The 14,737-nt window shown below is 40.6% G+C and carries 10 protein-coding genes; 6 read left to right on the forward strand and 4 right to left on the reverse strand.

The annotated features are described in order from the left end of the window. Positions 1-31: 31 nt before the first annotated feature. Positions 32-229, forward strand: a complete 198-nt coding sequence (locus tag FO442_RS01790; RefSeq protein ID WP_144331421.1) for a hypothetical protein — start codon at positions 32-34, stop codon at positions 227-229. Between the two features lie 92 nt (positions 230-321). On the opposite strand, the gene FO442_RS01795 is transcribed toward FO442_RS01790, so the two are convergent. Beyond that, positions 322-1,722, reverse strand: a complete 1,401-nt coding sequence (locus FO442_RS01795) for a dicarboxylate/amino acid:cation symporter (RefSeq protein WP_144331422.1) — start codon at positions 1,720-1,722, stop codon at positions 322-324. Positions 1,723-1,982: 260 nt separating this feature from the next. Here FO442_RS01795 and rho point away from each other — a divergent pair, with 260 nt between their 5' ends. After that, positions 1,983-3,863, forward strand: coding sequence for a transcription termination factor Rho (gene rho / locus FO442_RS01800; RefSeq protein ID WP_144331423.1), 1,881 nt, complete (start codon positions 1,983-1,985; stop codon positions 3,861-3,863). A 47-nt stretch (positions 3,864-3,910) separates the two neighbouring features. Continuing rightward, positions 3,911-4,483, forward strand: coding sequence for a DUF4199 domain-containing protein (locus FO442_RS01805; protein WP_144331424.1), 573 nt, complete (start codon positions 3,911-3,913; stop codon positions 4,481-4,483). Here FO442_RS01805 and FO442_RS01810 read toward each other — a convergent pair. Both FO442_RS01810 and FO442_RS01815 read right to left on the reverse strand, forming a co-directional pair. Beyond that, positions 4,460-5,827: a UDP-N-acetylmuramate--L-alanine ligase gene (locus tag FO442_RS01810; protein WP_144331425.1), complete on the reverse strand. Its 1,368-nt coding sequence runs from the start codon at positions 5,825-5,827 to the stop codon at positions 4,460-4,462. The genes FO442_RS01805 and FO442_RS01810 overlap by 24 nt on opposite strands. Positions 5,828-5,933: 106 nt before the next feature. Continuing rightward, complete coding sequence (locus tag FO442_RS01815) at positions 5,934-11,309, reverse strand: hypothetical protein (RefSeq protein WP_144331426.1); 5,376 nt, start codon at positions 11,307-11,309, stop codon at positions 5,934-5,936. A gap of 102 nt (positions 11,310-11,411) precedes the next feature. Here FO442_RS01815 and FO442_RS01820 point away from each other — a divergent pair, with 102 nt between their 5' ends. The 3 genes from FO442_RS01820 (at position 11,412) to FO442_RS01830 (ending at position 14,024) form a co-directional block, all read left to right on the forward strand. Then, positions 11,412-12,548: an NAD(P)/FAD-dependent oxidoreductase gene (locus FO442_RS01820; protein WP_144331427.1), complete on the forward strand. Its 1,137-nt coding sequence runs from the start codon at positions 11,412-11,414 to the stop codon at positions 12,546-12,548. A 216-nt stretch (positions 12,549-12,764) separates the two neighbouring features. Continuing rightward, on the forward strand, positions 12,765-13,304 hold the full coding sequence (locus tag FO442_RS01825; protein WP_144331428.1) for a hypothetical protein: 540 nt from the start codon (positions 12,765-12,767) through the stop codon (positions 13,302-13,304). A gap of 153 nt (positions 13,305-13,457) precedes the next feature. Then, complete coding sequence (locus tag FO442_RS01830) at positions 13,458-14,024, forward strand: T6SS immunity protein Tdi1 domain-containing protein (RefSeq protein WP_144331429.1); 567 nt, start codon at positions 13,458-13,460, stop codon at positions 14,022-14,024. Positions 14,025-14,057: 33 nt separating this feature from the next. Here FO442_RS01830 and FO442_RS01835 read toward each other — a convergent pair whose 3' ends face one another. Then, a complete protein-coding gene (locus FO442_RS01835; RefSeq protein ID WP_144331430.1) occupies positions 14,058-14,477 on the reverse strand; it encodes a twin-arginine translocase TatA/TatE family subunit in 420 nt (139 codons plus the stop codon). Between the last annotated feature and the right edge of the window lie 260 nt (positions 14,478-14,737).

Genomic DNA, 14,737 nt, shown 5'->3' on the forward strand with positions numbered 1-14,737 from the left:
AAGTCGAATCGGCTATCTTAGCTCCATGATTATGAGGTTAAAACTATTTTGCTTCACACTATTCTTTATAAACGGGTTACAATCCTGTTCTACTGAATCAGAAGCACCCGATCAAGCTGTTTCTTCGCTTTCCTCTCAGGACTATATCGCCGAAGAAGAAACAGACGGTCAAATGGCTTCGGCTGAGGATTTAAAAATGCAGTTCCACGGTTGTAAAGCACATCAATAGAACCTTAACCAAATGCTTTTGCGAATCGCATGATCCGATGGATACACGGTAAGTGAAAGTACAACGAATTGAAAAACGACGAATGATTCAAGCTATTCGTCGTTTTTTGTTAGGACAAGTTCTCCTTCACTTCGTGCGATAACGGCAGATGCCAGGCAATTACCCAGCACATTGATAGAAGTTCGTGCCATATCCATCAATGCATCTACGCCGAAAATGATCGCTGTCTTTTCTACATGGGGTGCCAGTTTATCAAATTCGCCTACTGTAGAAGCCAAAATAACAAAAGAAGCTCCCCGCACTCCCGCAACACCTTTACTCGTAAGCATTAGCGTTACACAAATTGCGATTTGTTCCCCGATTGTAAGCTCTACTCCTGCCATTTGCGCGATAAACACAGTTGCCATTGAAAGGTATAAAGTCGTTCCGTCCAGATTGAAGCTATACCCCGTTGGTAAGACAAATCCAACAATTTTCTTTGGAACACCGAACGCTTCCATATTTTCCAAAGCTTTAGGCAACGCAGACTCACTACTTGCCGTTGCAAATGCAATGGACATCGGTTCGTACACATAATTGAAAAAGCGCTTGATCGGAATTTTTGCCAACCAGGCAATCGGCAGAAATACCACCACAACGAAAACCACCAGGGTAACATAAAGAGTCGCTACCAGTTTAAATAAGTTCAATAATATCTCTACACCCGAATTGGCAACAGTCGAGACTATAGCACCGAATACGGCAAAAGGTGCAAGATACATGACAATATCCGTGAATTTAAACATGATTTCCGATAGACTTTCAGTCCAGGTCAGCATGGTTTCCTTTTGCTTTGTATTCTTGAGTAAACTCAAAGCAATGGCGAAAATCACCGAAAACACCACAATTTGCAAAACATTGTTTTCAGCCATTGACTTCACAACACTTTCCGGGAAAATTTCTACAATGTGATCCTTATGCTGTTCCTGTGCACCTACAATATATTTGGCTGCCTTCTCCTTATACGAATCTGTAATCAAACCGGAATCCACTCCTTTTCCGGCTTGTGAAATGTTAATAGCCAACAACCCGATAAACAATGCAAAAGTGGTTACAATTTCAAAATACAAAATCGACTTCAATCCAATTCGTCCTACCTGACGAATATTTCCATGGCCCGCAATACCAACTACCAGAGTAGCAAACAAAAGCGGCCCCACCAGTGTTTTCACCATTCGAAGGAAGATATCGCTGAACTTTTGAGTATAGGCAGCTATAAATGGCAGGTCCAAACCTACTTCAACACCTAAAAGCATCGCAACGAAAATCCAAAGCGACAATTTTTTACGCTTGAACGAGATCACCATCAAATACCCCATCAATGCAAAGCGGAGGATTTGAAAAACCAATGCATTGGATGCGGGGAATAAGCTCTGCAAATAGTAAAGTGCTCCGCAAAGCATAAAAATGGTTACATACCAGAATAATGAAAAGGGAGACTTTATTGCATTCATAATCTATTGATTTTATGGACAAAAACAGCCACAAAGGAACATGATGCGACTATTATTGAAATTAATATTATAGCGTTTTTTTTGCCGTGAGCACAAATTTAACAGGATAATGATGAAAACAAAACGGTTTTTTTTTCGAAAAAAAGTGAATACATAGTGTTCGTCTAAGGAATATTTGTAATATTGCATCATCGTTATTAAAATCACATTGCTTTTCGCACGTATTCATTCGAATACAAACAACTAGTCCAAAATTTTATATGAATAATAAAGACTTAAACGGTAAGTTATTACCAGAATTAAGGGAAATTGCTAAATCTCTTGGAGTGAAGAAAGTGGAATCATTCAAGAAAAACGAATTGATCGAACAGATCCAGGCGAATGCGGCAAGTACTGCAACTACTGAAACCGAAAAAGCTCCGGCTAAACCCAGAGCTAAAAAGGCTGTTGAGTCGAAAGCAGATCGTATCTCGCCGGCAGCTACAGCTGCAACAGAAGTTCCTGCTGTAGATTTATTCTCTGCCGATGCTCCGGAATCTCCAAAAACGGAAATTGCCGAAGTAAAACAAGAAACCTCAAATCCTCCGAAAGAGAAGCGTAAACGAATTACAGTTACAGAAGACGCTCCGGTTGAAGCCAAAGCTGAAACTCCTGTTACCTCAAATGACACGACTCCAAAAATTGCTGAAGGAGAGACCCAGGAAAATAAAACAGCTGATAAACCCAAACCTTTTGAGCGTTTATTAAATAAAAAACCTCAGAATCAGCAAAACCAGCAAAACCAGCGAAACCAGAACCAAAATCAAAATCGCCAGCAGAATCAAAACAATCCCGGCGAAAATCAAAATACTCCAAATCAGAACGCTCCTCAGAACCAGGGAAATCAGCAGCGTAACCAAAATAATCAGGGAAATCAGGATCGCCAGAATAATAACAATCAACAGCGAAACCAGAACCAGAATCGTCAACAGCAACAAAATCAGGCCCAACAGGAAGAAAAAGTGGATGAAGAAGCTTACAACCTGGTTGGAATTGTTACAGCTGAAGGTGTTTTGGAGGTTATTCAGGATGGATACGGATTTTTACGTTCTTCCGATTACAATTACCTGCCGTCTCCGGATGACGTATATGTTTCTCAAAGCCAGATCAAATTATTCGGTTTAAAAACCGGAGATACCGTTAGAGGAACGATTCGTCCACCAAGAGAAGGTGAGAAATTTTTTCCGCTTGTAAAAGTAGACTCCATTAACGGAAGAGATCCCGGATACATCCGTGATCGCGTTCCTTTTGAATACCTTACACCATTATTCCCGGACGAAAAATTCAAATTGACCGGTCACAAAGACGAATCCATGTCGACAAGAGTAATGGATTTATTTGCACCGATCGGGAAAGGACAACGCGGAATGATTGTGGCCCAGCCAAAAACGGGTAAAACCATGTTGCTGAAAGACGTAGCAAATGCAATTGCGGCAAATCATCCGGAGGTTTACCTGATTGTATTGTTGATTGATGAGCGTCCGGAAGAAGTTACAGATATGGCCCGCAGCGTAAAAGCAGAAGTGGTTGCTTCTACATTTGACGAACCGGCTGACCGCCATGTAAAAGTGGCAAATATCGTACTGGAAAAGGCAAAACGCATGGTTGAGTGTGGTCACGATGTGTGTATCCTATTAGACTCCATTACGCGTTTGGCACGTGCATACAATACGGTTTCACCGGCTTCCGGGAAAGTACTTTCCGGTGGTGTGGATGCAAATGCATTACACAAACCAAAACGTTTCTTCGGTTCTGCCCGTAAAATTGAAAATGGCGGTTCACTTTCTATTCTTGCAACGGCACTAACGGAAACAGGTTCCAAAATGGACGAGGTCATTTTCGAAGAATTTAAAGGAACCGGTAACATGGAACTTCAATTGGATCGCAAGATCTCAAACAGAAGAATTTATCCTGCAATCGATATTTTGGCATCCGGAACAAGACGTGAAGACTTGTTGGTCGGAAAAGACGTCCTTCAAAGAATCTGGTTGTTACGCAAGTTCATTGCTGATATGAATCCGGTGGAAGCTATGGAGTTTGTAAAAGGACACATGGAGAACACCCGTTCCAATGAAGAATTTTTAGTATCAATGAATTCATAAATTTGAATCCTCAGGACTGAATCCGGAGGATTTTTTTCTTTTGTCCCATGCGCACATCAACAAAAATTGCCTTATTGTTTGCAGGTATTTGGTTTTTAGGAAAATACTGCTTCTTCTATTTTCAGGTTCTTCAGACTACAGAGAAATATCCTATTCAGGTCATGTGGAACATCCTTTGTTTGCTTCTTGCAATGTCTATCGGAAGCATTGTTGAAAAAAGAAAGGAAGTCAGAAGTGAAAGCAGTGCATTAGGTGATATCAAGTCCATTCTTGGGATCGGGATGATTTATACCTTGGTTGTAGGTGGATTAATCTACCTGTATTATGCGAAAATTGATCCGGCTTACAATGAAAACCAAATTGCAGTGATCCAGGAATCCATGGAGAAAATGGTGAATAATCCGGAAGAGTTGAAGAAATTCAAAGCAGAGAGACCTGAGTTCGAAGCATATTCGAAAGAAGAAATCCTGGAAAAATCAGCAGAAAGTATCCGTCCGTGGTATCAGGCCAGTACGGTTATGACCATTTCACTCCTGGGAATGCTTATGCTTTCCGTTATCAATGCATTGATATTGACCATCATTTATCGACGCGTCCTATTCAGACAGCCCAGACACTAGTTCTGTACCCAATTTATCGTAGTCGATCCCGTCGAAATTACCGGATGACATCATCAATAAAACCGAATGGTCCCAATTCTTTGCACGAATGAAATCTAATACTTCCTGTGTATCGTTCACAACTTTTACCTTTCCTCCAAAAGCAGCCTGAACCTGCTCAATAGTCAGCGGTTCCAATTTCTTGTGCGCCACTACCGCCGGACTAAAATAAACCAGTGCTTCATCTGCAGCATTCATTGCTCCGTCATAAAGTGGTAAGAACTCTTTCCTCAAAGAAGAAAACGTATGCAATTCCATACAGGCAACTACTTTTCGATTCGGATATTGCTCTTTCACAGCAGAGGTAGTCGCTTTCAACTTCGAAGGGGAATGCGCAAAATCCTTAAACATCGTGAACGAATCGTATTCCACTACCTTTTGAAGCCTTTTTCCTGCTCCTTTAAACGTTCTGACAGCACGTAAGAAATCATGGTTGGAAATATTCATTGACTCGGCCAAATACATAGCTCCAACAAGATTTTGAAGGTTGTGAGCTCCAAAGATTTGTAACTCGTATTCCTTTCCGTCGAATGTCATGATCGTTCCCGTACCGGTTGTCCGGTAAACCGGTGTTTGATAAGGTTTGGTATCTAATCTTTCTTCAAATTCTTCTCCGAGACTTTTTAAAACCGGATCTTCGATATTGTAAATCAGTATTCCGTTCGGTTCGATTACCTCGCAGAATTTTCGGAATTGATCCACATAATTTTCCCAAGTTGGAAACACGTTGATGTGATCCCAGGCAATGCCGCTGATTAACGCCGTATTGGGTTTATAAAGGTGAAACTTCGGCCTTCTGTCGATAGGAGAGCTTAAATATTCATCTCCTTCCAGGATCATGAACGGAGCTTCATCAGACAGTTTGACCATGCAGTCATACCCTTCCAACTGAGCGCCCACCATGTAATCCACATTCAATCCAAGTGCATTCACGACATGAAGCAACATGGAAGTAATTGTTGTTTTCCCGTGACTTCCGCCAATCACAATCCGGTATTTATTTTTACTCTGTTCATATAAATATTCCGGGTAAGAATAGATCGGAATATTCAATTCCTTTGCTTTTAACAGCTCCGGATTATCCTCTCTAGCATGCATTCCCAAAATCACGGCATCCAAATCTTCTGTAATCTTTTCAGGGAACCAGCCAATTGCTTCGGGTAAAATTCCCTGATTTTCCAGCCGTGTTCTTGAAGGCTCAAATAGTTCATCGTCGGAACCCGTTACCTTCGCTCCTTTTCGAGACAAAGCTATTGCTAAATTATGCATCGCGCTTCCTCCGATTGCTATAAAATGAACATTCATAAAACAGAAATTAAATTTAAAAATCGAAATTAACCGAAATGAGCCATACAAAAACAAGCCGGGGCGGAAAATTTTCCGCCCCGGCTTGTTTATAATTAAAAAGAAATTAATAATTGCGTTTCAGTTTCGCATCCTGCGTCTCTTTTTGCCAGATCAACTCCGTACAAGGTTGTCCGTTTTTCGAATATGTCACGATATTCATCGTCTGAGTTCTCAAGTAAACATTTGCCTTTCCATCAATCACAACAACTCTTCGGGTAACCACTGCGGAAACCAAACCGTCAGCTCCCAACTGATCGAATTGCTCCTGATTTACACCTTCCTTGTATTTCGTAAGATCCACATCATAAGCTCCTGTTGTTGTTTTTTCAGGTTGTTTTGATTCAATTTCGTCAATCGCTTTTTTAGCAGAGATAGCTCTTTCATCACTTTTCTCAGCTATAATTTGAGTACTGGTCCCCAGTTCTTTGACAGAATTTTTGATCAGCGCATCATTCTCCGCTGAATGACTGTTCTCACCACTATTTTCCTGAACCTGGTTTTGAACATGCGTAATCTTGTTTTTATTCTCGACAATCTTGTCATCATTCATTTTTTGCTGCTCGAGCTGTGATTGGGTATTTGCATATTGAATTTCTGTAAAGGCTTTTTCATTCTCTGCTGCAGCAATGGAAGGTAATTCTTCTCTCTTTTCCGCTTCCAAAACTTTTTCATTCAACAATTTCTTATTTTCAATATTTTTCAGATATGTTTTATTATAATCTGCTCTGTCGATCTCTGTCTTTTGATCTCTTTTATTTTCAACAACTTCTATATTTTCACGATGCACCTCAATTCTGCTGGATATTGCTTCTGCAACTACTTTTGCCGTTTCACTGTTTTTATCTGCAAAACGTGCCGTATTTTCTACATGCGCCAGGTCATTTGTAAGTTTCTTTTCGGACTGAACCTTTTCGATCTCCTTCATTTTTTCCTCATTATTCAAAGAAAGATTTTTGTCATCAGTTGTTTTAATGGTAATGTTGTTTTCTACATTTTTCAACACTTCCTTTGTTTCAACCGTTCGTTCAGCAGCCTGATTCGAATTTTTATTCATTAGTTCGGTCTGTTTAATCGCTGCATCTTTCACTTTCTTTTCTTCCGCAAGACGTTCTTCAAAATCATCAATGGAATTTTTCTCCTGGTTGGTTCGAATGTCCGTAAACGTCTCCTCATTTTTTGTAATGTCGGAATACGCTTCATTCGTCATTTCAACCCCCGTATTGCCCAGGTTTGTTGTCGCTTTTTTAAGCGCTTCATTGTTATCAACCGCTGAACCATCCAATGCATTGTTTGAAACAATCACCGCTTGCTCTGCAGCCTCCAGTTGTTCTTTCTGGTTTACAATATTCAATTGATTGATCGTGCTGTACTCTTCTTTACTTTTAGTCATTTCATCAGACTTCTGATTCATAACGTCAACATTGTTCTGAACTTTTGCATTGGCAGCTGCATCCCGGGCACTGTTATCCACCCTGATCTCAGCGAAAGTACTATCAGCAGATAATGCAGAGTTATTTTGCTTTTTAGTCAATTCATTGTTTTTATCGGTAGTCCCGCGAAGTTTTTCCACCATTTTACTGGTTCTTCTGCCTTTCCGTGTTTCTTTCGCTTTTTGTAATCTGGCAGCTCCTTCGATAAATGAGTCGTCTGTTTCTTCCCCCAAACTTTTTAATTCCACTGTCTGAATTTTTGGTTCGGGAGTTGTCTTACTTGCCACAGGTTGGCTGGTAATGTTCTGAATTTCCTTCAATCGTTGCTTCGGATATGGATCAGCTGGCCTTTGAGTAACCGCACGCTCATAAAGTTCCTTCGCTTTGTCATAATTCTTAGTATTAAACTTATCATCAGCACTGCTGATAATATTTCTGTAAATCCGCTCTTTGTCGGCATCAGCTTCTTCTTTCAATTTAATCTCACATTTCTTTGATTGCTCGTATGCGTAAGCATTGGAAGGGAACTTCGTCAAAATAAGATCGTATGCAGATTTTGCATCAGACCATTTATTGTTGTTGAATTCCTGATCAGCGGCAGCGATCAAAGACTGTAGTTCCTTGTTTGCAGCATTTTCCTTTGCAATGTCATCGAGGATCTGGCGCATCTCTGCAATTTTATTTACAGCGGTCTGATCCTTTGCTTTGTGTCTTAAAGCTTCCTCGTACTGGGAAATCGCACCGTTATAATCCTTACTGAAAGCAGCATTATTTCCTCTAGACATAGCCGCTTCGTATAATTTTTGTTCTTCCGCTGCCGGGTCGACTTTGTTGGCAAGCAACGCTTCCAACTCTGCAATTTTTTTGTCCGGTGTAATGTCATCCGGTTTGATCGTTTTCGCAGCTTTATATGTGCTAATTGCTTCCGGTAATTTATTGGCTTTTGCCAATCCATCCGCCTCGGCCATTTTTTTAATAAACTGGTTTTGCTGATCCTGAGCTAATTTTTCTTCTTTTTCCAGGTCTGCGATCTGCTGCAGTTTTTGTTTCGGATATTGATCGGCAGGTCTGAAATTGATCGCGCGATTAAACATCTCTTTTGCTTTTATATAATTCTTCTCTTCAAATGCCTTATTTCCTACATCAATAATTTTCTGGTAAGCCTGATCACCGTCACTGGTCTCCTGCTCCGAAAGTTTTTTCGCATTTTCCGCTTTTTCTACCGGTAATTTTTCATACGGTTTTAAAACCAATGCAGCATTGTAGGACTGGATCGCTTCGGTATATTTCTTTGCCGAAACCAGGTCATCTCCTTTTTTGATTGCAGCAAGGTATTGCTCTTCTACTTTTTGTTGTTCTGCATTCTGAGCTTTCAGCGCTTTAATCGCATCAATACGATTCCTGGGTTCCTGCTCATTTTTCACAGTTAAAGCTTCACCATATTTCATGATTGCTTCATCGTATTTTTTGGCAGCTTCCAATTCTTTCGCTTCCGCTAAAATGGTATTGTATTTTTTGTTCAGTTCCGCATCTTTTAATTCTTCTGCGATCTTCTTATCACACCAGATAATCGCTTTTTCAATTTCTTCATCTGATTTGATTGCTTTGGCTTCTAAATATTTCTGTTTTGCTTCCGCATACTTGTTTTGGTTTTGGAACGACATTCCTTCCCCTTTCAATTTATCGAAAGTTGCTTGCTTTTGAGCCTCACTTGCCTGGTCGTTTTCCAATTTCAGAATTTCGGTCATCTTTTCAGATGCGGTAGTATTTGTAGGTTCCAATGCGAGAACCTGCTGGTACTTCCCTTTTGCTCCGCTCAAATCCTTTCTGGACAATGCAGCAGCACCATCAGCCAACAACTGGGTGATTTGTTTTTCTTTATCTGCTTTCGCAATTAAAGCTTCCACTTCTTTAATCTTTTCTTTCGGTTCGGTTTGAACAGGATCCAACGTTTGAGCTTCTTCAAATTTCTTCTTTGCTTCGGCTAATTTGTTTTGTCCCAGTAAATCATTCCCAGCTTTCAGGGCAGCTGTATATTTATCTTTCTGTGCAGCAGCCTGTGCGTTGTCAGCAAGAATCTTTTCAACCTCTGCCAATTTATCTTTCGCTTCTTTCTTGGTATTATCAATGGTAGTCGCAGACAGGAATTTTTCCTTTGCAGTCGTATAATCCTTCGCACCCATCGCGGTCACACCTGCATTCAATGCCTCCTGGTATTTTTGGTTTTTGTCTTTCTCAGCATTTGCGGCAGTTTCTTTTTTCGCAAGTTCGATCAGTTTTTGTTTCGGGACCTGTGACGCCGCGTCCAGTAATTGTGCTTCTTCGTATTTCTTTTTCGCTGTTTCGAAATTAGAAGTGGCCAAAGCCGCGTCACCATCCAGGATTGCCTGGTCAAATTTCGCTTTTTGCTCTGCTTTTTTCCCTTCAGCAAGAATCTTGGCATCCATTGCATCGATCTTAGCCTGAACGGCAGCATCGGGAATTAATGTTAAGGATTCCTGGTACTTTGCTTTTGCATCCGCATATTTTAATCCCTTATCCAAAGCATCTCCTTCGGTTACCAACTGTTTTGCCTTGGCAATTTTCTCTGCATTTGCTTTTTCAAATTCAAGCTGCTTATTGATTTCCTCAATCTTAGCTTTTGCTTCTGCATTCTCCTTGTCCAGGGCCAGTACCTGTTCGAATTTTGCTTTTGCACCCGGATATTGTTTGGCAGCCAGTGCCGTATTTCCTTCTGTGATTAATTTCGCGATTTGTTCTTTCAAGGCATTTGCTTTCGCGATCTCATCCAATTTCACTTTTGCTTCGGCAATTTTGCTTTTCGGATAGGTTGCAGAAGCTTCAAACGTAAGTGCTTCATTGTATTTGGCAACAGCCTCATTCCATTTCTCTTCGCCCATTAAAGCATCACCGGCAGCAACCGCATCATTGTATTTTTGTTTTTTCTCCTGCTCGGATTTTTGCGCATTTAGCTTACCTTCCAAGTCAGCCAGTTTTGCGGTTGCAGCAGCATCACCCGGACGAATCTTTAATGCTTCCTTGTATTTATCCCTGGCAGCCATCCAGCTCTTCTGAGCATAGAATTGATCCCCTCCTTTCATCGCAGCATCATACTTCGCAGCATTTTCTGCATCCTTCTTCGCATTTTCAATAGCTTGTTCGCACTTTTCAATCTCGTCTTTCGGATATTGTTCCTGCTTCTTGGTCAGAGCTTCCTGGTAACGAGCGATCGCTTCCGGGTATTTTTTCTGGTCTCTCAACCCGTCCGCAGCCGTAATCAATGCTTTGTATTCGCTATCCAGTTGGGAATTTGCAAGGTTTGCTGATTTTGCGGCTTTCAGGATTCCATCGATTTCAATAATCCGGTCATTCGGATGTTTTTCAGTTTCTTTTCCCTTGATTTTGGTCGCCGCTTCGTATTGAGCCAAAGCATCTTCGTATTTTTTTGCGGCAAACAAGGCATCTGCCTGTTTGATAATGGAATTATAATTGGCCTCTCCTTGTTTTTGGGAGGCTTCAGCATCCTTCATGATTTTCTCGATTTTCTTGGCCATTTTTTCGGCAAGAATCTCATCGTATTGCAAAACGGTATTTTGACCGTCAAAATAAAACTCTGTAATCGGATTTGTTTTGACATAACTGTAATCTACATTCGGTTGTTCGTCAAACAATGAAATCTGTGCCTGACCTTCCGGTTTTGCGGTTCCTTGAAGCAATTCATCATTCACATTTGAAACATTCACATTCAGGATACGCGAAACTTTTCCCGGTTTTGAGACTTCGACTTTATATTTCTTTCCCGCTTTCAGCAATAATTTCACTTCGCCTGAAGCATCCGTAGTCATCGTAGACACTGTGCTGGAACCTTCCATCAGCTTAACGGTAACACCCGACTCCTTCTTACCCGTTGTATAATTCGTCGTTTTGATGAAAAAGTTCATATCGATCTGTCCAAAAACAAGATTGGTCAGAAAGAAAAAGGAAATTAAAATAAGGAGTCTCACTCTCATGTTTTTAGTTTATTCTAGTCGCAGTACAACCGAATTTAAATTTGGTTTAAATTAGTCAACTTATTCATACAAATATCGGTAAAAAAGTTCATTTTCGCTGCTATGATTCAATTTAAACAACTCAGTTTTTGGGAAAAAGTTACGCTTCTGGAAGGGATTGATTTTCTGATAGTTGGAAATGGAATAGTAGGTTCCGCCTGCGCATTGGAACTCCGAAGACAGCATCCGGATGCGAAAATCGTGGTCCTGGAACGCAGCTACCTGCCGCTTGGAGCAAGCACAAAGAACGCAGGATTTGCTTGTTTCGGAAGTGTTACGGAACTTTTGGACGACCTTGAAAAGATGCCGGAAGAGCGCGTATGGAACACGGTGAAATTGCGTTACGAAGGACTGGAGCGATTGCTTCAGCGCTTTTCTTCCTCGGATTTGAATTATGAAAATTGCGGTTCTTACGACCTGATTAAGGATGAAGACGAACGGATGTTTTATGGCTCAAAACTAGCATACCTGAATCATCAGATTGAGTTTATAACCGGTAAAAAGAATTGTTATTCTTTCGAGAAAAATGTGAATGGAAAATTTGGGTTCAAAGGATTCGAGGGCGGTTATTTCAATCGCCTGGAAGGGGCAATCGACACCGGGAAATTACTTCTGGCTACTCAAAAAGATTTGGCAAAAAAAGGAATCGTGGTATTGAACGGCATTGAAGTAACTCAGGTGCAAACGAACCAAAATGAAGCATTTATCGAAACCAATTACGGAGAAATCAAAGCCAAAAAAGTAGGAATTACCATCAACGGGTTTGCTAAAAAGCTCTTGCCTCAGCTCGCCGTAGAACCCGCAAGAGCACAAGTTTTGGTGACTTCTGAAATCAAGGATCTCCAGGTAAAAGGGACTTTTCACATGGACAAAGGTTATTACTATTTCAGAAATGTCGGAAACCGGATTTTATTCGGCGGCGGAAGAAACCTGGATTTCATGGCTGAAAACACCTTCGAGTTGGACCAAACCGATCTGATCCAAAACGCCCTGGAACACCTCTTAAAAGAAAAAATCATCCCGAATACCAATTTTACAATTGATTACAGGTGGTCCGGAACCATGGGTATCGGTGCGGAAAAAGGACCGATCATAGAAAAGGTACAGCCCCATGTGGCAGTCGGGGTTCGTCTCGGCGGAATGGGTGTCGCAATCGGTTCATTAATAGGTGAAAGACTTGCTTCGCTCCTGCAGGATTAAATGTCCATGCAATCCGCTAACGCGGATTTTTATCGAAAGTTGTGCTTTATTCATATAATTGAAGAATTCACATAATCTGCTGTGGCAGATTTTTATCGAAAGCTTTGCTTTATTCATATAATTGAAGAATTCACGTAATCTGCTGTGGCAGATTTTTACCGAAAGCTTTGCTTTCTCTTATTTTATTCTTGTATTTTCGAAGCAAATTAAACAACTATGAACGCAGCACATTCGCACTTAATTATTAACCATTTTCCAATCATCGGATTGATCTTGGGAATTATTGTTCTGTTAATCGGAATTCTGGCAAAATCCTCCGTCACCAGAAGGGTAGGCTTATTGCTTTTTGTAATTGCAGGGATTACGGCACAGATTTCGGATGCAACAGGAGAAGGCGCAGAACATTTTGTTGAAGAAGCGGTAGAACAACGTACTCTTTCTCAAGATTGCCCGGACGCCATTCAGCAAACATTGGAAAATACAGAAGAAACCGAAACCCTGATCCATATCCACGAAGAACATGCAGAGGAATTAATGCCTATCATGTGGGGAATAATAGCCTTATCGATCATCGCATTATTCCTGGAGTTCAGAAAAAAATCAATGGCAATGCCCGCTTCGATCATTGTACTGATTGTTGGGGTAATCGCTGCTTACTTTGCCAAAGAAGTCGGGAATTCGGGTGGCGAGATATCACACCCTGAAATCCGGAAAGACTTCAAATTGAAGGAAACGACCTACCAGGACGAAGACTAATCCAATTGATAATTTAAAATGGAAAATTGACAAGATTTGGTTTCATATATATCTACGATGCAGATTTATCGGTCCACCAAGACGAATTGATAGTGAAAGCAGCGCTTTCTCTTCTTTTCAATTGTCAACTTTACGTTTTCAATTTATAAGAATATGCTTGAAAATTTCAAATCATTCTACCATCCTGCTGAAGACTGTACTCCCGCACCAACAGAAATAATCGAACGTTATCAGCAAAAAGTCCCGGAATCATTGATTGAGATCTGGAAAACCAGCGGATTTGGCAAATACAACGACGGGCTGATCGAATTTGTCAATCCGGCAGATTTTGAAGACAACTTATGGACATGGCTGGGAAAAGAAGTTTTCAATTATGTTCCCTTTGCAATCAGCGCATTCGGAGAATTGTTCTATTACCGAAGACTGACGGAAGTGGACGAAGATGTTTGCATCATTGATATCCAATACCGCGAAATCAAAACATTGATTTTGAGTATGAAGGGCTTCCTGGAAGATCTTTTATTAGACGAAGAGGACCGGACTATTTGGCTGCGTGAAAAACTGTTTGTTGAAGCATTCAAACAACTGGGGAAATTGGAAAAACACGAGGTATTTACTTTTACTCCAATTCTTGCATTTGGAGGTGCTGAAGAAGTTGAATATCTAAATAAAGGAAATGCCCAGGTTTACCTGGATTTGGTATTTCAGATGACGACTTGAATTAAAAATTAAAAACCTTTTCAATTTTCGCAATTATTCCTGTGCCAAATCCTTATTCGGTTCTTCAACCGGCTGATCCAATGTTGGATTTCCATCCGGAGCCGTAACAGCCGGCGATGCAGGATTCGGCATGCCAAAAGGTTTGGAAAACTGGGTCGGAGTTTGGATGATCTGATCCATTTTTACCGATTCTTCCAAAAGCGGTTTTTCAATAATATCGGTTGTTTCACGCACCATTTTCTGCAAATCAAAATCGGTCTTCATATCCCCTGTTGATTTTTTGATCTCATTTTGAACATCTTGGGAAGCCTGCCTGATTTGATGCATTGTTTTACCCATCGTGCGAGCAATTCCGGGAATACTCTTTGAACCGAAAAACATCAGTATGACCAGTAAGATCAAAACGATCTCCGAACCACCGACATCACTTAGAAATAAAGGTAAAACTGTCATAATGACAACAAAAGTAATCGATTTAATTGAGCTATCCTAGCCAATTGTCTAATGAAACGTTAATTTTAATACCCTGTTTTGGTTCGAATATCTGAAAAGCAAATGAGCTAAAAACGATCTTGTTATGCAACAGTAAGCAAAATGGAAATGCCTGAATAGGCAGCTAAACCTGGTCCGCACCATTTTAATCCAATGCTTTCAATTATTGCCTTTTAGATGAAAATTTGGTTATATTTGCGCCCGAAAACAATAAAAAAGAA

Origin of the sequence: Fluviicola chungangensis (assembly GCF_007558725.1) — a bacterium.
Taxonomy (GTDB): Bacteria; Bacteroidota; Bacteroidia; order Flavobacteriales_D; family Crocinitomicaceae; genus Fluviicola; species Fluviicola chungangensis.